The 16,596-nt window shown below is 67.0% G+C and carries 15 protein-coding genes; 5 read left to right on the top strand and 10 right to left on the bottom strand.

Annotated features, from left to right (window positions below):
- Window positions 1-8: 8 nt before the first annotated feature.
- On the top strand, window positions 9-731 hold the full coding sequence (locus MRBLAR12_RS10780) for a DUF4166 domain-containing protein (RefSeq protein ID WP_229993173.1): 723 nt from the start codon (window positions 9-11) through the stop codon (window positions 729-731).
- 57 nt (window positions 732-788) lie between these two features.
- Here the strand turns inward: MRBLAR12_RS10780 and MRBLAR12_RS10775 are convergent, their stop codons facing one another.
- From MRBLAR12_RS10775 to mnmA, 7 genes are all read right to left on the bottom strand, one after another.
- A complete protein-coding gene (locus MRBLAR12_RS10775) occupies window positions 789-1,832 on the bottom strand; it encodes a hypothetical protein (protein ID WP_364745831.1) in 1,044 nt (347 codons plus the stop codon).
- Between the two features lie 2 nt (window positions 1,833-1,834).
- Window positions 1,835-2,251: a chorismate mutase gene (locus MRBLAR12_RS10770; protein ID WP_364745828.1), complete on the bottom strand. Its 417-nt coding sequence runs from the start codon at window positions 2,249-2,251 to the stop codon at window positions 1,835-1,837.
- Window positions 2,252-2,431: 180 nt separating this feature from the next.
- Window positions 2,432-4,135 carry an ABC transporter ATP-binding protein gene (locus tag MRBLAR12_RS10765; RefSeq protein ID WP_229993176.1) on the bottom strand — a complete coding sequence of 568 codons (1,704 nt, stop codon included), beginning with the start codon at window positions 4,133-4,135 and terminating at the stop codon, window positions 2,432-2,434.
- Window positions 4,132-5,145, bottom strand: coding sequence for an ABC transporter permease (locus MRBLAR12_RS10760; protein WP_229993177.1), 1,014 nt, complete (start codon window positions 5,143-5,145; stop codon window positions 4,132-4,134). Before MRBLAR12_RS10760 ends, MRBLAR12_RS10765 begins: the two co-directional genes overlap by 4 nt.
- A gap of 2 nt (window positions 5,146-5,147) precedes the next feature.
- Window positions 5,148-6,239, bottom strand: a complete 1,092-nt coding sequence (locus MRBLAR12_RS10755) for an ABC transporter permease (protein ID WP_229993178.1) — start codon at window positions 6,237-6,239, stop codon at window positions 5,148-5,150.
- Between the two features lie 134 nt (window positions 6,240-6,373).
- Window positions 6,374-8,002 (bottom strand): ABC transporter substrate-binding protein, encoded by a 1,629-nt coding sequence (locus tag MRBLAR12_RS10750; protein ID WP_364745824.1) that lies wholly within the window; start codon window positions 8,000-8,002, stop codon window positions 6,374-6,376.
- Window positions 8,003-8,297: 295 nt separating this feature from the next.
- The gene (gene mnmA / locus MRBLAR12_RS10745; protein WP_081801692.1) at window positions 8,298-9,410 is read right to left on the bottom strand and encodes a tRNA 2-thiouridine(34) synthase MnmA; all 1,113 of its coding nucleotides are present in this window, start codon (window positions 9,408-9,410) and stop codon (window positions 8,298-8,300) included.
- 205 nt (window positions 9,411-9,615) lie between these two features.
- Between mnmA and MRBLAR12_RS10740 the strand changes: the two genes are divergently transcribed.
- Window positions 9,616-10,854 carry an NAD(P)/FAD-dependent oxidoreductase gene (locus tag MRBLAR12_RS10740; protein WP_364745821.1) on the top strand — a complete coding sequence of 413 codons (1,239 nt, stop codon included), beginning with the start codon at window positions 9,616-9,618 and terminating at the stop codon, window positions 10,852-10,854.
- Window positions 10,855-10,862: 8 nt separating this feature from the next.
- Here the strand turns inward: MRBLAR12_RS10740 and MRBLAR12_RS10735 are convergent, their stop codons facing one another.
- Window positions 10,863-12,104, bottom strand: a complete 1,242-nt coding sequence (locus MRBLAR12_RS10735) for a cysteine desulfurase family protein (protein WP_229993181.1) — start codon at window positions 12,102-12,104, stop codon at window positions 10,863-10,865.
- A 94-nt stretch (window positions 12,105-12,198) separates the two neighbouring features.
- Between MRBLAR12_RS10735 and MRBLAR12_RS10730 the strand changes: the two genes are divergently transcribed.
- Window positions 12,199-13,104: a DMT family transporter gene (locus MRBLAR12_RS10730; RefSeq protein WP_364745817.1), complete on the top strand. Its 906-nt coding sequence runs from the start codon at window positions 12,199-12,201 to the stop codon at window positions 13,102-13,104.
- Window positions 13,105-13,178: 74 nt separating this feature from the next.
- Here the strand turns inward: MRBLAR12_RS10730 and MRBLAR12_RS10725 are convergent, their stop codons facing one another.
- A complete protein-coding gene (locus tag MRBLAR12_RS10725; RefSeq protein ID WP_229993183.1) occupies window positions 13,179-13,949 on the bottom strand; it encodes a helix-turn-helix transcriptional regulator in 771 nt (256 codons plus the stop codon).
- A gap of 91 nt (window positions 13,950-14,040) precedes the next feature.
- Between MRBLAR12_RS10725 and MRBLAR12_RS10720 the strand changes: the two genes are divergently transcribed.
- Window positions 14,041-14,478, top strand: a complete 438-nt coding sequence (locus MRBLAR12_RS10720) for a hypothetical protein (RefSeq protein ID WP_229993184.1) — start codon at window positions 14,041-14,043, stop codon at window positions 14,476-14,478.
- Between the two features lie 36 nt (window positions 14,479-14,514).
- On the opposite strand, the gene MRBLAR12_RS10715 is transcribed toward MRBLAR12_RS10720, so the two are convergent.
- Window positions 14,515-15,444 (bottom strand): diacylglycerol/lipid kinase family protein, encoded by a 930-nt coding sequence (locus tag MRBLAR12_RS10715; protein WP_364745815.1) that lies wholly within the window; start codon window positions 15,442-15,444, stop codon window positions 14,515-14,517.
- Between the two features lie 141 nt (window positions 15,445-15,585).
- Here MRBLAR12_RS10715 and MRBLAR12_RS10710 point away from each other — a divergent pair, with 141 nt between their 5' ends.
- Window positions 15,586-16,560 carry a J domain-containing protein gene (locus MRBLAR12_RS10710; RefSeq protein WP_364745812.1) on the top strand — a complete coding sequence of 325 codons (975 nt, stop codon included), beginning with the start codon at window positions 15,586-15,588 and terminating at the stop codon, window positions 16,558-16,560.
- Window positions 16,561-16,596: the final 36 nt, after the last annotated feature.

The following is a 16,596-nucleotide window of genomic DNA, read 5'->3' as shown; positions in this document are numbered from 1 at the left end:
AGGAACCCGTGAACACCCCCATCTACGAGCGCGCCCTGGGCAGCGACTTTGCCCGACTACAGCCTGAGCTCCAAGACTACTTCGCCTTGGCACCGGGGTCGGGCCACTACGGCGTCGGCGAAGGGGTGTTCGACGTCGTCGGCTGCCGTCAGGCCTGGCTGCGTCCCCTGCTCCGGCTCACCACCGGCGAGCAGGCCTTCTTTCCCGAGTACGGCGAGGGCATTCGCTTCCGGATCGAGAACCACGCCCACCTGGACCCGTTCGGCAGGTCAAGCCTGACGGCCCGGCGGGAAATCTTCTTCCCCGGTACCACCCGGCTGTTTCAGGACACCACCAGTTTTGATGACTCCGGGTTTGATGACGGCGGGCACACGCCGGGGCTGGTCGACTATGTAGGGCGTTTCCGGCGGCTCGTCACGGACCTCAATCTCAGCGTCACGCCGGAGGGCCGGCTCCGGGGCGTGTCCGAGGCGTCCCGGCTGTTCCTGGGCCCGCTGCGGATTCCGCTGCCGGCCGCCGTCGATGCCAAGGCCTATGCCGAGCAGTGGTGGGAGCCCCAGGACGGCGGGCGGCACCGGATCCAGGTCAAGGTGATCCAGCCCCAGCTCGGCCTGGTACTGGTGTACGCCGGCCATTTCGACTACCGGCTCGAGCCCTACCCCGGTGGAGTTGCGACGCCGGGCTACCTGCCAGCGCACGCCCGTCCGGACGGCTGGGAGAGCAGGATCTGACGGGAGCATCCGGCGGCCCCGGCAGGCCCTGCGGCGCCGGCAGTCCCTGCGGCTGCGCTAGCCGAGGGCCAGCTGGTTGAGGCCGTCCGCCACCTGGGTCAGCCGGGTCAGGACCGCCGTCGCCGCGGCCGGTGAGTGCCCCGCCAGGCCCTCCGACGGCGTGACGCGCAGTGCCCCCAGCGTGGACGCGGGAAGACCCAGCTGCCGCCACGGGCGCCACACGTTTTCCACGACGTCGCCAACCCTGGGCAACCTCGCGGTGGGATCAGACACGTCCAGCGCGCCGGCCCAGAGCCGTTTGCCGGCCTCCACCGCGCCCGCGAGTTGTTCCCACTGGCGCGAGGTCAGGGCCCGGAGCGGCACGGCGATTCCGTCGGCGCCCGCCGCCAGGATCCGCTCGAAGGGCGCCTCGACTTCGGAGACGGCCACGACGGTTTCGACGGCGCCCGCGGCCCGGAGCGCGTCGATGACCAATTGCCAGGACTCGGTGACTTCCCGGCCCGGCACCGAGCGCAAGGTCCGGTAACCGCTGGAGGTGGGAATCGTGCCGGCCAGCACGGAGGCAATCTCCGGTTCGTCGATTTGCACCACGATCCGGGCACCGGGGGCAGCCTCTGCCACCCGTTTGAGATAGCCTTCCACACCCGCTGCCAGCGAAGCCGCAATCTCGCGGCGGGCGCCATAGTCGATCAGGGCCCGTTCCCCGTTGTGCAGGTGCAGGCCGGCGGCAAGGCTGAGCGGCCCGCGCAGCTGGATCTTGATATCCTCCGACGGCACTTCCTCGACCCCGATCACGTCCGCCAGGATGTTGATGTCGGTGGACAGGGCGGATTTCGCCCGCTGCAGGTCCTTGCCGGGACGGTCCACGAACCTCCAGCCATGCGGCTGGACGTCGACGGCCAGCTCCACGAGCAGGGACGCGGTCCGGCCTAAGGCATCTGAGCCGACGCCGCGGTCGGGAAGTTCGGCAAGGAACGGCAGATGCGGGCTGCCCAGTTCTCCGCGGATGATGCGGGCGGCCTCGGCCGGGTCCTCGCCGGGCCACGGGCCCAGGCCCGTCGCGGTCACTTGGCCCGGTGCGGGCGAGTCTGTTCCGGCCATGGCTAGGCGTCTGCGGCGCGGGCCGCGTCCGCGGAGCCGTAGGCCTGGGCGGCCTGATGGTCTTCGGCGATGGCCTCATGGTGGCGGATGACCTCACCGATGATGAAGTTCAGGAATTTCTCCGCGAACGCCGGGTCCAGGTGGGCCTCGGCCGCGAGATGCCGCAGCCGGGCGATCTGCGCCGTTTCGCGGCCCGGGTCCCCTGCGGGAAGCTTGTGCGCGGCCTTGAGGAAGCCGACCTTCTGGGTGGCCTTGAAGCGTTCGGCGAGGAGGAAGACGAGGGTGGCATCGATGTTGTCGATGCTTGAGCGGATCGACAACAGCTCCGCCATTACCGCGGGATCCACGGAACCGGCCAGGGAGCTTGCCGCCGGGTCGTAGGAATCGGTTTCAGGAAGATTGAGGTTCTGCTCGGTCATTGGTCCAGTCTAGGGGCACGGCGGCCAATGCCTCCCGCTGTTAAGCGCCGTTGCAGGCCCCCGTCGGAGACATCAAATGGGCATGCCACCGTTCATGGTGAACGGTGGGCATGCCCATTTGGCAGTGGCCCTGCACGAACCAGGCCCGGTGCTGCATCGGCCCAGACTCGGTCGTGTCAGTTAGCTGTGGAGCACGGCCTTGAACGCCTCGCGGCGCCTGGCCTGTTCGTCGGGATCCGGAACAGGCAGCGAGGCGATGAGTTTCTTCGTGTAGTCGTGCTGCGGGTTGCCCATCACCTGATTGCCGAGGCCCTGCTCCACCATCTTTCCCTTGTAGAGCACGCCGACCCAGTGGGAGAGCATGTCCACCACGGCGAGGTCGTGGCTGATGAACAGGCACGCGAAGCCGAACTCCTGCTGGATCTCCTTGAACAGCTCCAGCACCACGGCCTGCACGGACACGTCCAGGGCCGACGTCGGCTCATCGGCGATGAGCAGCTTCGGGTTCAGGATGAGCGCCCGCGCCAGCGAGGCGCGCTGGCGCTGCCCGCCGGAGAGTTCGTGCGGGAACCGGTCAGCGTACGACGCCGGCAGCTGCACGGACTCGAGCAGCTCGCCGACCCGCTTGCGCGCCTCAGCCGCGGTCGGTTTGGAGTGGATGATCAGCGGTTCCGCCACGCAGTCGCCGATGGTCAGCTGCGGGTTGAACGAGGCCGCCGGGTCCTGGAACACGAAGCCGATCTCCTTGCGGAGCGGCTTGAAGGTGCGCTCCTTGAAGTTCAGCATTTCGTAACCCAGCACGTTCAGGCTGCCCCCCGTGGTCCGATTGAGACCCGCGATCGCCCGGCCGATGGTGGTTTTGCCGGAACCCGACTCCCCCACGAGACCGAAAACTTCGCCTTCAGACACGGTGAAGCTGACGCCGTCGACGGCCTTGAAGGCCGGACTGCCCAGCCGCCCAGGGTACTCGATGGTCAGGTTCTTGGCCTCAACCAGCACTTTGCCGCCCTGGTGGGCGCGTTCCACCATGCCCTCCGACGCGGAGTTGCGGCCCAGGTGCGGCACAGCGGCGAGGAGCTTCTTGGTGTAGTCCTCCTTGGGCTGGGCGAAGAGCACCCGTGAGGATGCCTCCTCCACGACGTCGCCCTGGTACATGACCACGACGCGGTCGGCGAGGTCGGCGACAACGCCCATATTGTGCGTGATCAGCACGATGGACGTTCCGTAGTTGTCGCGCAGGTCCCGCAGCAGTTCAAGGATCTCGGCCTGCACGGTGACGTCCAGGGCAGTCGTCGGCTCGTCCGCCACGATGAGGCCAGGGTTCAGGGCCAGCGCTGCGGCAATCACAACGCGCTGTTTCTGGCCGCCCGAGAACTGGTGCGGGTAGTAGTTGACCCGCGTTTCCGGGTCCGGGATGCCCACTTTGCGGAGGGCTTCAATTGCCCGCGCCTTGGCTTCCTTGGCCGAGACCTTGCTGCGGCCGCCGGTGCCGGCGTGTGCGCGGATTCCTTCGGCGATCTGCCAGCCCACGGTGAAGACCGGGTTAAGGGCGGTGGATGGTTCCTGAAACACCATGGCCACATCGCGGCCCCGGATCTCCCGCAGTTTCGCCTCGCTGACGCTGATGACGTTGTTGCCGTTGATCAGAACCGCGCCCTGGCTGATGGCCGTCTCCGGCAAGAGCCCCAGGATGGTCTTGGCCGTCACAGTCTTGCCGGATCCCGATTCGCCAACGATGGCCACGACCTCGCCGGGGTTGACCTGGAGGCTGACGTCTTTGACGGCGTACACATCCCCGGCATCAGTGGCGAACGTGACCTTGAGGCGGTCGATGTCCAGGACCGGGCCTGCGCCCTGGCCGGGCTTGTCGATGTTGATGGTCATAGAACTCTCGATTCTGCTTCGAGTGCAGCCTGGGCACCGGCGGTGGAGTCAGGTCCGCCCTTGCCTGCCACAGCCTTCTTGCGGCCCCGCAGGCGGGGATCGTTGAGGTCGTTGATGCTCTCACCGACGAGGGTCAGCCCAAGCACGGTCAGGACGATCGCCGTACCGGGGTAAACACCGGTCCACCAGATGCCCGAGGAGGCGTCTGCTATGGCCTTGTTCAGGTCGTAACCCCACTCGGCGGCGGACGTCGGTTCGATGCCGAACCCCAGGAAGCCGAGGCCCGCCAGGGTCAGGATGGCCTCGGACGCATTCAACGTGAAAATCAATGGCAGCGTGCGCGTTGCGTTCTTGAAGATGTGCCGACCCATGATGCGAATGCTTGAGGCACCCACCACCTTGGCTGACTCGACGTACGGCTCCGCCTTTAGCCGTATGGTCTCGGCCCGGATGACGCGGAAGTACTGCGGGACGAACACCACCGAGATGGAGATGGAGCAGGCAACAATGCCTCCCCAGAAACTGGACTGGCCGTGGCTGATGACGATTGACATCACGATGGCCAGCAGCAGGGACGGGAAAGCGTAGATCGCATCGGCGATCACCACGAACACCCGGTCGAGCCAGCCGCCGAAGTACCCGCTGACAAGGCCGAGGGCTACGCCGAGGAAAATCGACATGGCCACGGCGACGATGATGACCACCGCGGCGGTCTGGGCACCCCAGAGCACTCGGGAATAGACGTCATAGCCACCCACCGTGGTGCCCCAGATGTGCGCCGGGCTGGGGGGCTGCTGTGTCGGGAAGGGACCCGCGGCGTCGCTGAGCTGGGCAAACCCGTAGGGCGCGATCCACGGCGCAAACACGGCGACGAGCAGGAAGACGACGGACAGGACCAGGCCGGTGACGAGCATGCCGCGCTGAAGCCCGACGCTCGAGCGGAAATGCGAGATCACCGGCAGCCGGTAGAAGAGGGGCTGCTTGCGCCCGCTTACTTTGGTTGCATTCATGGCTAGTACCTCACTCGCGGGTCGATCAGGGCTGCGACGACGTCCACGATGAAGTTCGTGACGGCAACGATGACCGCCAGCATTACAACGATTCCCTGGACGGCGACGAAGTCGCGGGCGTTCAGGTATTGCACCAGCTGGTAGCCGAGGCCCTTCCACTCGAAGGTGGACTCCGTGAGGACGGCGCCGCCTAGCAGGAGGGCAATCTGGAGCCCCATGACCGTGATGATCGGGATGAGGGCCGGTTTGTAGGCATGCTTGGTCACGAGGCGGTAATTACTAACGCCACGGGACCTGCCGGCCTCGACGTAGTCCTTGCCGAGTGTGCCGATGACGTTGGTGCGGACCAGCCGCAGGAAGACCCCTGCCGTCAGCAGCCCCAGGGTGAGTGCGGGGAGGACTGAATGGGCCGCGACGTCGCCGAACGCGGCCATGTTGCCGCTGCGCAAGGCATCCAGCCAATAGATCCCGGTCGGTGCGGCCAGGCTTCCCATGGCCAGTTCGGTCCTGGTGGAGGCCCGTCCTGCGACGGGCAGCCAGCCGAGCCAGACGGAGAAGGCCAGCTTCATCAGCAGGCCAGCGAAGAATACCGGGGTGGCATAGCAGAGGATGGCGAAGAACCGCAGGACGGCGTCGGGCGCCTTATCGCGCTTGTAGGCGGAGATGAGCCCGAGCGGGATGCCGACCAAGAGCGCCACGATGAGGGCATTGATGGCCAGTTCCAGGGTTGCCGTGCCAAAGGTGATGATCATTTCGACAACGGGCCGGCGGTCGGTGATGGTGGTGCCGAAATTGCCGGTCGCCACCTGGCCAACGTATTCGAGGTACTGCACGAGGATCGGGCGGTCGTAGCCGGCCTCGTGGATGCGCTGCGCGAGCGCCTCCGGGGGAAGCCTGCCGCCCTGGGCTGCGGTGATGGGGTCGCCGATGACCCGCATCAGGAAGAAGACCAAAGTCACCAAAATGAAAATGGTCGGAATGATCAGGAAGAACCGGACCAGGATGTAGGTCCCCAAGCCCCCACCCGAGGATTTTTTCTTGGACGGAAGAAGTCCGTCGGCGTCGTTTAGCGGCGCCTCAGTCAATGTTGTCATTGGTACCTAAGATTGTGCTGTCGCGGCCTTGGGCGGGCCGGCGTGAACTGCGGGGTGCGGCAATGACCAGCAAAGGCGGGGCGCCTTGAGGGCGCCCCGCCTCGCAGGCTGGTCAGGACAGCAAGGATGCAGCCTTACTTGGAAATAGTTCCCAAACGGAACTTGAAGGAGGCATCGAGGGTGGAATCGACACCCTTGACACCGCTGCCGGAAATGGCAACCTGCGCGCCCTGGAGCAACGGAAGCGTGGAGATGTCCTTGGCGAGGGCATTCTGCGCATCCTTGATCGTGGACTCGCGTTCAGTCTTATCAACGGTGGTGAGCTGCTTGCTGATCAGGTCGTTGACGGTCGGGTTGTTGTAGTGGTTCTTCAGGAAGCCGCCCTCCGGGAAGAACGGGGTCAGGTAGTTGTCGGCGTCGCTGAAGTCCGGGAACCAGCCAAACTGGAACAGCGGGTATTCATCGGCGCGGCTGGCCTTGCTGTAGGTGACCCATTCCGTGGACTGCAGGTTGACCTTGAACAAACCGGACTTCTCCAGCTGGTCCTTGATCATGGCGTACTCGTCGCCGGAGGACTTGCCGTAATGGTCCGGGTTGTACTGCAGGTTCATCGAGACGGGGGTCGTCACACCGGCGTCGGCCAGGACCTTCTTGGCCTTGTCCAGACTCGGCTTGCCGGCGTCGCCGTATGCGTCCTTGAACGATTCGTTGGCACCGAGGAAACCGCTGGGAACGTTGGAGTACAGCGGCAGGTACGTGCCCTTGTAGACCTGGTCCGCGATGGACTGGCGGTCAACGAGGTTCGCGATGGCCTGGCGGACGGCGAGCGCCTTGGCCGGATCTGCATCCGGAGCCTTGGCGCCGAACGGCATGGTGTCGTAGTTGAACGTGATGTAGCGGATTTCGCCGCCGGGGCCAACGTTGATCTTGACCTTGGAGTCCTTCTTCAGGTCATCGACGTCCGTGGCGCTCAGGCTGCGGTTCGCGACGTCGATGTTCCCCTGCTGGATGTCCAGCTTCATGTTGGTGGGGTCGGCGTAGTACTTGATCGTGGCGGCATCGTTGGCCGGCTTGCCGAGGACTCCCTGGTAGTCAGGGAATGCCTTGAAGCTGACCAGCTCGTTCTTCTTGTACGTGTCGATCACGTACTGGCCGTAGAACGCCTTGGCCTTGACGATCGAGTCGTCGTCAAGCAGTTTGTCGGCCGGGAAGACTTCATCGTCTACGATCGGCGCGGCGGGGCTGCTGAGGATCTGAGCGAAGGTCTGGTCGTTCGCCTGCTTCAGCTTGAAGACCACGGTGTTGGCATCGGGGGCGGTGATGCTTTCGATGTTGGTCAGCAGGCTTGCGGGACCGGCAGGATCGTTGATCTTGGTCTGCCGGTCGAAGGAGAACTTGACGTCCTTGGAGTCGAGCGTGTGGCCGTTGGCCCACTTGAGGCCCGGCTTGAGCTTGACCGTGTACTCGGTCGGCGAGGTGAAGGACGCGGACTCGGCCAGGTCCGGCACGGGATCTGCGCTGCCGGGCTTCGAGTTGAGGAGGAAGGAGTAGATCTGGTTCATCACCATGAACGAACCGTTGTCATACGCGCCCGCCGGATCCAAGGCAGTGACCTTGTCCGTGGTGCCGTAGGCGATCGGACCGCTAGCTGCGGCTGATGACCCGCCAGCGCCGCCGGTCGGCCCGGTGCAGGCCGTCAGTGCAAAGGCGGAAACCCCGGCCAGCGCGATGACGCTCTGCCAGGCCTTTTTGTTCATTGCCATCTGTGAACTTTCTGTTCGATGCGTTCTAGCGCAGCCCGAAGTGAAACGAGTGACTCGTCGGGCGGCACGCTTTGCTGATCCCTAGATTCAACCAGACAATCATTCGGTGAAACGTTGCATTTTGTGAGTTGAGACACAAAATTTACACGATTCGAAGGTTTCTCTCATTTTCTTCAGGATTCCGCCCGGATCTTCGGCAGGGTCCTGCGCTCCGGACGCCTGGACGGCCGAGGCCACACGACAAAGGGCCCCGCCACGTGGCGGGGCCCTTCGCTGGATTCGGTGTGGCGGGCGCCTAAAGCGCTGCCCGCTGCAGCGAGCGCGCGGCATCGATTGTGGCCTGGCCCAGCACGCGGCTGCCCTGGTAGAGCACCACGGTCTGGCCGGGAGCCACGCCGCGCAGCGGCTCGGTGAGGGTGACCACAAGCTCGTCCCCCGCCATGTGGGCGCGGGCCGGGACGGGGTCGCCGTGGGCACGGACCTGGGCGTAGCAGTCGAACTCCTCGCCAGTGGCCACTTCGGCGATGGGCAGCCCCGCCCAGGAGACCTTGATGCCGCGGATTTCGTCGATGGCGAGCAGCGCCTCCGGGCCCACGACCACCTTGTTTTCCTTGGGCCGGATCTCCAGTACGAACCGTGGCTTGCCGTCCGCGGCCGGGGTGCCCAGCTTCAGGCCCCGGCGCTGGCCCACGGTGAACGCGTTGGCGCCCGGGTGCTCGCCGACCTTCGCCCCGGACTCGTCCACGATGTCGCCCGTGGTCATTTCGATCTTCTCGGCGAGCCAGCCGGCGGTGTCGCCGTCGGGGATGAAACAGATGTCGTGGCTGTCGGGCTTGTTCGCCACCGAGAGGCCGCGGCGCTCCGCCTCCGCGCGCACCTCGGCTTTGGACGGCGTCTCCGCGAGCGGGAACATCGAGTGCTTGAGCTGTTCGTGGGTCAGCACGCCCAGCACATAGCTCTGGTCCTTGGCCCAGTCCGCAGCACGGTGCAGCTCGGGGTTGCCGTCGGCGTCGGTGATGACCTTGGCGTAGTGGCCGGTGCAGACGGCATCGAAGCCCAGGGCGATGGCCTTCTCCAGCAGGGCGGCGAACTTGATGCGCTCGTTGCAGCGCATGCACGGATTGGGAGTGCGGCCGGCGGCGTATTCATCGATGAAATCCTGGACCACATCTTCCTTGAACCGCTCGGAAAAGTCCCAGACGTAGTAGGGGATCCCGAGGATATCGCAGGCACGCCAGGCGTCACGGGAGTCCTCGATCGTGCAGCAGCCGCGGCTGCCGGTTCGCAGGGTGCCCGGCATCCGGGACAGCGCGAGGTGGACGCCGACGACGTCGTGCCCCGCCTCGACGGCGCGGGCGGCGGCAACGGCGGAATCAACGCCGCCGCTCATTGCTGCAAGAACTCGCATACTGGCTTTCTATAGGGTTCAGGGTGTCGCAGGCACCGGGCTGTGGCTCGCTGAAAGTCCGGGGAAATAGCACAATGCCTGCGACGCCATTCTATCGCCACGCCGAATCCTCCCCAAAAAGCCTTGACGGGGCCGCTTCCCGCTTCTAGCGTCAGGACTAGCGGTTTTAGAATCGGAAGCGCGCAGACGCGGGAATCGAGCGGACATGGCTGTTGAAAACATCGTGATCGTGGGCGGCGGACTGGCCGGTGCCACCGCAGCCAAGACATTGCGGGGGGAGGGATTCAGCGGCCCGGTGGTGCTGGTGGCCGCCGAGTCCCACCAGCCGTACCTACGCCCGCCGCTGTCCAAGGAGTACCTGCTGGGCAAGGCCGGCGACGACGCCCTGCCGGTGGTGCCCGAAGACTGGTACGACGCGAACGACGTCGACCTCCGGCTCGGCGTCCAGGTCACGGCTCTGGACCCGGCTGCCCGGGCCGTGGTTCTGGACGGCGGCGGGCGGCTGGAGTACGCCTCCCTGCTGCTCGCCACGGGAGCGCGGCCCAGAAGCATCCCCCTGCAAGGCATCGGGCTCGACGGCGTCAGCACGTTCCGGACGGTGGAGGACAGCCGGCGCCTCCACGCCCGCCTCGCCGACGGCGGCCTGAACGTGGTCATGATCGGGTCCGGCTGGATCGGGATGGAACTGGCCGCCGCCGCCAGCACCTACGGAAATTCCGTCACCCTGCTGGGGCTGGAGGAGGTGCCGCTCGGGGCGGCGATCGGCCCGGACCTGGGTGGCTTCTTCCGCGAGCTGCACGAGGCCCACGGCGTGCGGTTCCGGCTTCCGGCGGCCGCTGCCGAGATTCAGGGGCGGTCAGGACGGGTCACCGGGGTGGTCACCGACGCAGGCGAGGTCCTGCCCGCCGACGTCGTGGTCATCGCCGTGGGCGTGGTGCCGGAGCTCAGCCTGGCCGAGGCGGCCGGCATCGGGATCCGCAACGGCATACTCACCGACGCGTCGCTGCGGACCTCGATGCCCGGGATCTTCGCCGCCGGCGACGTCGCCAATGCCCTGCACCCGTTCACCGGAGAGCACCACCGCAGCGAGCACTGGTCCAATGCCCTGGGTGGCGGCAAGGTGGCCGCCAAGGCGATGCTCGGCCTCGACGCCGCACTGGACACCATCCCGTACTTCTACACGGACCAGTACGACGTCAGCATGGAGTACTCGGGCTTCCCCACGCTGGTAGGCGGGCCACCGGTCATCCGCGGCTCGCTTGCGGACAAGGAGTTCATTGCCTTCTGGCAGCGGGGCGGCGAGGTGGTGGCCGGAATGAACGTCAACTGGCCCCGCTCCGCCAAGCCGCAGAAAGCGATCAAGGCGCTGATCAGCGCACGCACCCCCGTGAGCCCGGACCTGCTAGCCGATTCCTCGGCACCGCTGGATCAACTCCTGAATTAGCTCCTGAATTAGCTCCCCGCGGAAGCCTGACGGGCAGATTCACGGGCCACCGTTCCCGCCGTCTGGATGCTGGACTCATGCCCGGCCATGCCGGCCTGGCGGGCCCGCGCGTAGGCGCCCGGCAGCGCGGCGAGCAGGGCATCGACGTCGGCGTCGGTCGAGGAATGCCCCAGCGTGAAACGCTGCGCACCCCTCGCCGTGTCCTCATCCAGGCCCATGGCCAGCAGCACATGTGAGGGCCTCGGAACACCTGCAGTGCAGGCGGAGCCCGTGGAGGATTCGACGCCGGCGAGGTCCAGCAGGAACAGCAGCGAGTCTCCCTCGCAGCCGGGGAACGTGAAATGCGCGTTGCCTGGCAACCTCCCGGGGCCCGGGGCGCCCCGGAGCACGGCTTCGGGGACGGCCTCATGGACGCCGTCGATCAGCCGGTCCCGAAGGGCCGCGATCCTGGCGGCCTCCTCGGGGAGTTTCGCGGCGGCTGCCTCGGCGGCCGCGGCAAAGGCGGCGATCGACGCAGTGTCCAGGGTCCCTGAGCGGACGTCGCGTTCCTGGCCGCCGCCATGCTGGACCGGTGTCAGCTTCACCGCCCGGCCCAGGATGAGTGCGCCGACGCCAACCGGTCCCCCGATCTTGTGCCCGGAGACGGACATCGCGTCCAGGCCCGTCCCGCGGAAGTCAACGGGTATGGAGCCGAAAGCCTGGACAGCGTCGGAGTGGACGGGCACGCCGGCAGCGTGGGCCAGTTCCACAACGCGGGCGACGGGCTGGATGGTGCCGACCTCGTTGTTGGCCCACATGACGGTCACCAGGGCGATCGACGCCGGATCCCGGGACAGCTCGGCCTCGAGCACCGCCAGGTCCACGAGGCCCTCGGCGTCCACCGGGAGCCAACAGACTTCGGCACCTTCATGCCGTTCGAGCCACTCGACGGTGTCCAGCACCGCGTGATGTTCGACGGCGGAACACAGGATGCGGGTACGCGCAGGGTCCTCGGCGCGCCGCGCCCAGTACAGGCCCTTGACTGCAAGGTTGTCCGCCTCGGTCCCGCCGGAGGTAAAGATGACTTCCGAGGGATGGGCACCGGCGGCCGCCGCCAGCACTTCCCTCGCGTCCTCTACGGAGCGCCGGGCACGGCGGCCCGATCCGTGCAGCGAGGAAGGGTTGCCGGTCCGGGCCAGTTCGCGCGTCAGTGCAGCCAGCGCCTCCGGGGCGAGGGTGGTGGTGGCGGCGTGGTCGAGGTATACAGGCACAGCCCAATTCTACCTGCGGTGGCGCCTGCGCCCCCCTCGGCGGCGGTGGGCGAAGACGCCGGGGAAGGGCGCGGGGCTGGTGTACATTCAAGCGGTGAAATCGCCCCTCTACCTTATGCTGGCCACCTTGTTCTGGTCCGGCAATTACGTCGTCGGACAGGCCGCCGTCGCCTCCATGACGCCGCCGGAGCTGACCTTCTGGCGCTGGAGCCTGGCCGCCATGCCGCTGCTGCTCCTGGCCCACTTCGTTGAGAAACCGGACTGGCGCGCGGTGCTGCGCCGCTGGCCCGTGCTCCTGGCGCTGAGCGTCCTGGGCATGAGCGGCTACACTCTGCTGCTCTACAGCGCGCTCGGATACACGTCCGCGATGAACGCCTCCCTCATTACGGCGGCCAACCCGGCCCTGATTGTGGTCATGGCGATCGTCCTGCTCGGCGAGAGGACCACCCGATTGGGCTGGCTCGGCATCTGCCTTGGCCTGCTGGGTGTGCTGCTCGTCCTGACCCAGGGTGAGCTGGCACGCGTGTTCAGCCTCTCCATCAATACCGGCGAACTCCTGATGACCGGTGCGATCATCGTCTGGGGCTTCTACACGATCATTGCCCGCCGGCTGAAGGTGCCGGCCATCTCCGCCACGGCCGTACAGGTGGCGATTGCGACCGTGACGCTGGCGCCGCTCGCCCTGGCCATGAACGTCCAGTTTCCCGACACCGCGGGCGAAGGCTGGTCACTGGCGTACATCGCCCTGTTCCCCTCCCTTGGTTCCTACCTCCTCTGGAACCTGGCGCTGAGGAACACGCCGCCGGGGACCGCGGGCAACTACCTCAACCTGATGGTTGTCTTCACGGCGATCATCACCGTGCTGCTGGGGACGCCGCTCACTCCCGTGCAGATCGTCGGCGGCCTAACGGTGATCGGAGGCGTCCTGCTGACCGGGATCAAGGGCCGGCCCAGGCTCGGAGCGCCGGCCGCCTCAACGGCGGGGGCGCGGGGCCGGTAGCCGCGATGCCGGGCGGTCCGGGTCCCACAGGCGGTCCGGCCATGCCGGCAGTACGGCCACGCCAGGCAGCCCTGTCATGCAGGCAGGATGCGGGCACAGCACTGCCCGGGCTGCGCGCTCCCCTGCTCCCTGAGATCTTCGATGGCGAGCGCCTCGATCCGCCCCGGGTCGATCCCCAGGGCCGCGGATGCCCCGCCCAGGTAGGCTCCGTTCATGGCACAGACCACATCTGCATGCCCGGCGGCGAGGCGATGGAACGGGCAATTCATCAGCACCAGTCCCCCGCCGCCGTCGTCCGCCGGGCAGTAGCCCTGCCCCGTCAGGAAGTCAGCGAACGGGCCGGCACCTTCGGGCCCGCCGGCGGTTTCCGCATCCCCCGCCACGATGGCCCCTGCCGGCTCGCGCCCGGGTGCACGGGCTGCCGACTCAGCCGCTGACTGCCCCTTAGCGCGTGCGGCCCGGAGCAGGGCATCCTGCGGCGATCCGCCGTCGCTGGTTGCAGCTTCGATCGCGGAAACCAGCAACTCGCCGGCGAGATCATAGTGGCGGTCGGGGACGGAGGCCTCCACCTCATCCACGGCGGCCCGGTACAGCTTGGCGGGCCGGCCCGAACCGGGGCCTTCCCGCCCTCCGAGCTTGCGGAACTCCACGGCCAGCAGCCCGTCTTTCACCAGCCGGTCCAGATGGAACGAGGCTGTGCTCCGTGCCAGGCCCACCGCCTTGGCGGCGTCGTCCCGGCCGACGGCGTCTGCCGCTGAGGCGACGTAGTCAAACAACATCCTGCGGCTCTCGTCGCCCAGGGACGCGACCGCCGCAAGCCTGCGGTTCCACGGAAGTTTGGTCATGGAACAAGAATATCTCTAAAAACAAGAATCATTGCTTAATCCTCCTGCAGCGTTCTAAAATCGAATTATCCATTTTTAGAAGGAGCATGCCATGAAAGTTTCCCCAGCCCTCGCCACTGACGCACAGCAGCTCGCGGCGGACCCGCACCGCCAGGCATTTCTCTTGTTGCGGACCGTCTTTACGGTTGCGCCCATCCTGTTCGGTCTGGACAAGTTCACGAATCTGCTGACCGACTGGACCATGTACCTGGCCCCCGTGGTGACCTCGGTAGTCCCGCTGCCGGCCCAGACCATCATGTACATCGTTGGCGTGGTGGAAATCATCGCCGGCGTAATGGTGGCGCTGCGCCCGCGCTTCGGATCGGCACTCGTGGCCGCCTGGCTGCTGGGCATCATCATCAACCTGATCGTCCTCGGCGGCTTCTATGACGTCGCACTGCGTGATTTCGGACTACTCGTGGGCGCCCTGGCACTGAACAGGCTGTCCCCGCGCAAGGCCGCGCAAGGCCGCGCCGGCCACGACGCCTAGCGCCTAGCGCCTAGGCCAAGCCGCTACGCCGGGCCACTACGCGAGAACACAGACGGCCCGCGGAACGACCTCGATGGTCATCGGGAGCGGCCCGATCCGCTCGCCGTCGGCGTAGGCCACGATGTTGCTGGCCGCCAGTTCCACGGTGCGGACCCGGCGAAGCTGCACGGCGGGGTGGCCCACGTGCTTGCCGGCGAACACTTTCGGGAACACGGCCAGCAACCCGGTCCGGGACAACCGGCTGACAATGAACAGGTCCAGGCGGCCGTCATCAAGGACGGCCTCCGGGACGATCCTCATCCCGCCGCCGATCGACTGGCCGTTGGCGACGGAAATCAGTATGGCGTCCTGCTGCCACCGCACGCCGTCGGCCGTCACCGTGTAATTGATGGCCCGGAACGAGGCCAGTTCGCGAAGCATGGCGAGCTGGTAGCGGATCTTGCCGCGAGGCCAACGCCAGTGGTTGGCCCGCTCATTGACGGCGGCATCGAACCCGGCCGAGACCACGCCCGCGAACCAGCGGGAGGTTCCTCCAGCGGTGATCCTGCCGGCGTCGATCATCCGGCCGCCGTCGGCCAAAGACTCCAGCACCCGTTCGCAGGCCGCCGGGAGGTTGTGCAGCGGCAGGCCCAGCGCCCGGGCCGTGTCGTTGCCCGTCCCGGTGGGAATGATGCCCAGCGGAACCCGGCCGCCGTCCCCGGCGCCGGCGCCGGCGCCGGCACGTGCAGCGGCACCGGCAAGCGCATTGAACCCAAGGTGGACCATGCCGTCGCCGCCCACCATCACGAGGGCGTCCACGCCCGACTCCAGCGCGTCCTCAACCGCCTGCGCGAGCCCGGCATAGTTGTCCGCGCACAGCAACAGGACCTCCGCCCCGGCTGCGCGGAAATGCGACGCCGCTTCCTTCCCGGCGTGCCGCGCCCGGCCAAAGGATGCGCGCGGGTCGACGGCGACGGCGATCAGCATGCGCGCAATTATGCCAGCCGCCGGGAACCATCCCGGTACGCGCGCACGTTATTCCCCCAGCCGGTTAAACTGGGCCTGCCGGGCGCCCACGAACGGTCCGGCATTCTCAACGCCGGCACCATCGATGAAAAGGATCTCTGTTTGACGCAGGGCAGCAGCTCGCATTACCAGGTCCTCGGGATCCCCGTGACGGCGACGGAGAAGGACATCAAAGTGGCGTACCGCAAGGCCGCCCGGCTCGCGCACCCGGATCACGGCGGCGATCCCGCAGCCTTCCGGCGTGTCACCCTCGCGTACGAGACACTCATCGACGCAAAGCGCCGCGCGGACTATGACCGCTCCTACGGCAGCGCATATTCCTCAACCGCCGCCGACGACGGCGCCCACTTCGACGCCCCGGCCGCAGGCAGCAGGGCATCCGCCAACGTGCGCCGCCCGAACACGCCGCGGAATACGGCTGCCGACCCGCCCGTCTATGTTCCCCCGTTCGAGCAGTTTGGCGACGGGACGGCGGTGCCGCTGATTCCCGCCGGTGTAGCCCGACAGCAGGTCCACGGCATGCCGCGCAAGCGCGGGATCTTCGGGGCCGAGGCCCGGATCCAACGGGAGATGCGGACTGTGCAGCTCATCAGCAGGCAGATCCTGACCGCCATCCCGTCGGCGCGCCTTGTCAACGGGCTGCAGTCCCCGGCGGACAACAGCCACATCGACCACGCAGTCCTTGCCGGGTACCGGCTCGCAATCATCGGGTCCATGCTGCTGCCGCCGGGCGCCTACGCGTGGAACGGCAGCACGTTGACACACGGCGGACGCTCCGTCGCCCCGCCCCAACTGGCCCATGTCGTGCGCCGGATGCAGGACATTTTTCCCGAGCTCAACGTCACGGGCTGGATTGTTGTCCACAGCACGGACGGCAACCTGCATCAACCGGTCATCGACCGGCACCGCCGCGCACCCGGCGGCCAGGGCAGCGGGTACGGGGAAGGTTCGGGGCTGGTCGAGGTGGTCAACGCCGCGGGCCTGGCCCGCGGCCTCAAGCAGTTCCTCGGCTCGGGGCCGGCCCCCAACACCGTCAACGTGCCCGTGCTGGCCCGCCTGCTGCGCGGAATGCACTAGGTTCCGCCGCTGGCCCTCCCCCACGGGGCTCCGGGA

Origin of the sequence: Arthrobacter sp. LAR12-1-1.1 (assembly GCF_040676555.1) — a bacterium.
Classification (GTDB): Bacteria; Actinomycetota; Actinomycetes; order Actinomycetales; family Micrococcaceae; genus Arthrobacter.
This window is presented reverse-complemented; position numbering and strand designations above follow the sequence as displayed.

Coding starts and splice junctions, on each gene's coding strand:
- MRBLAR12_RS10775 (WP_364745831.1), bottom strand. CDS start 1,832: ATGGCCGGAACAGACTCGCCCGCACCGGGCCAAGTGACCGCGACGGGC.
- MRBLAR12_RS10770 (WP_364745828.1), bottom strand. CDS start 2,251: ATGACCGAGCAGAACCTCAATCTTCCTGAAACCGATTCCTACGACCCG.
- MRBLAR12_RS10765 (WP_229993176.1), bottom strand. CDS start 4,135: ATGACCATCAACATCGACAAGCCCGGCCAGGGCGCAGGCCCGGTCCTG.
- MRBLAR12_RS10760 (WP_229993177.1), bottom strand. CDS start 5,145: ATGAATGCAACCAAAGTAAGCGGGCGCAAGCAGCCCCTCTTCTACCGG.
- MRBLAR12_RS10755 (WP_229993178.1), bottom strand. CDS start 6,239: ATGACAACATTGACTGAGGCGCCGCTAAACGACGCCGACGGACTTCTT.
- MRBLAR12_RS10750 (WP_364745824.1), bottom strand. CDS start 8,002: ATGGCAATGAACAAAAAGGCCTGGCAGAGCGTCATCGCGCTGGCCGGG.
- mnmA (WP_081801692.1), bottom strand. CDS start 9,410: ATGCGAGTTCTTGCAGCAATGAGCGGCGGCGTTGATTCCGCCGTTGCC.
- MRBLAR12_RS10740 (WP_364745821.1), top strand. CDS start 9,616: ATGGCTGTTGAAAACATCGTGATCGTGGGCGGCGGACTGGCCGGTGCC.
- MRBLAR12_RS10725 (WP_229993183.1), bottom strand. CDS start 13,949: ATGACCAAACTTCCGTGGAACCGCAGGCTTGCGGCGGTCGCGTCCCTG.
- MRBLAR12_RS10720 (WP_229993184.1), top strand. CDS start 14,041: ATGAAAGTTTCCCCAGCCCTCGCCACTGACGCACAGCAGCTCGCGGCG.
- MRBLAR12_RS10715 (WP_364745815.1), bottom strand. CDS start 15,444: ATGCTGATCGCCGTCGCCGTCGACCCGCGCGCATCCTTTGGCCGGGCG.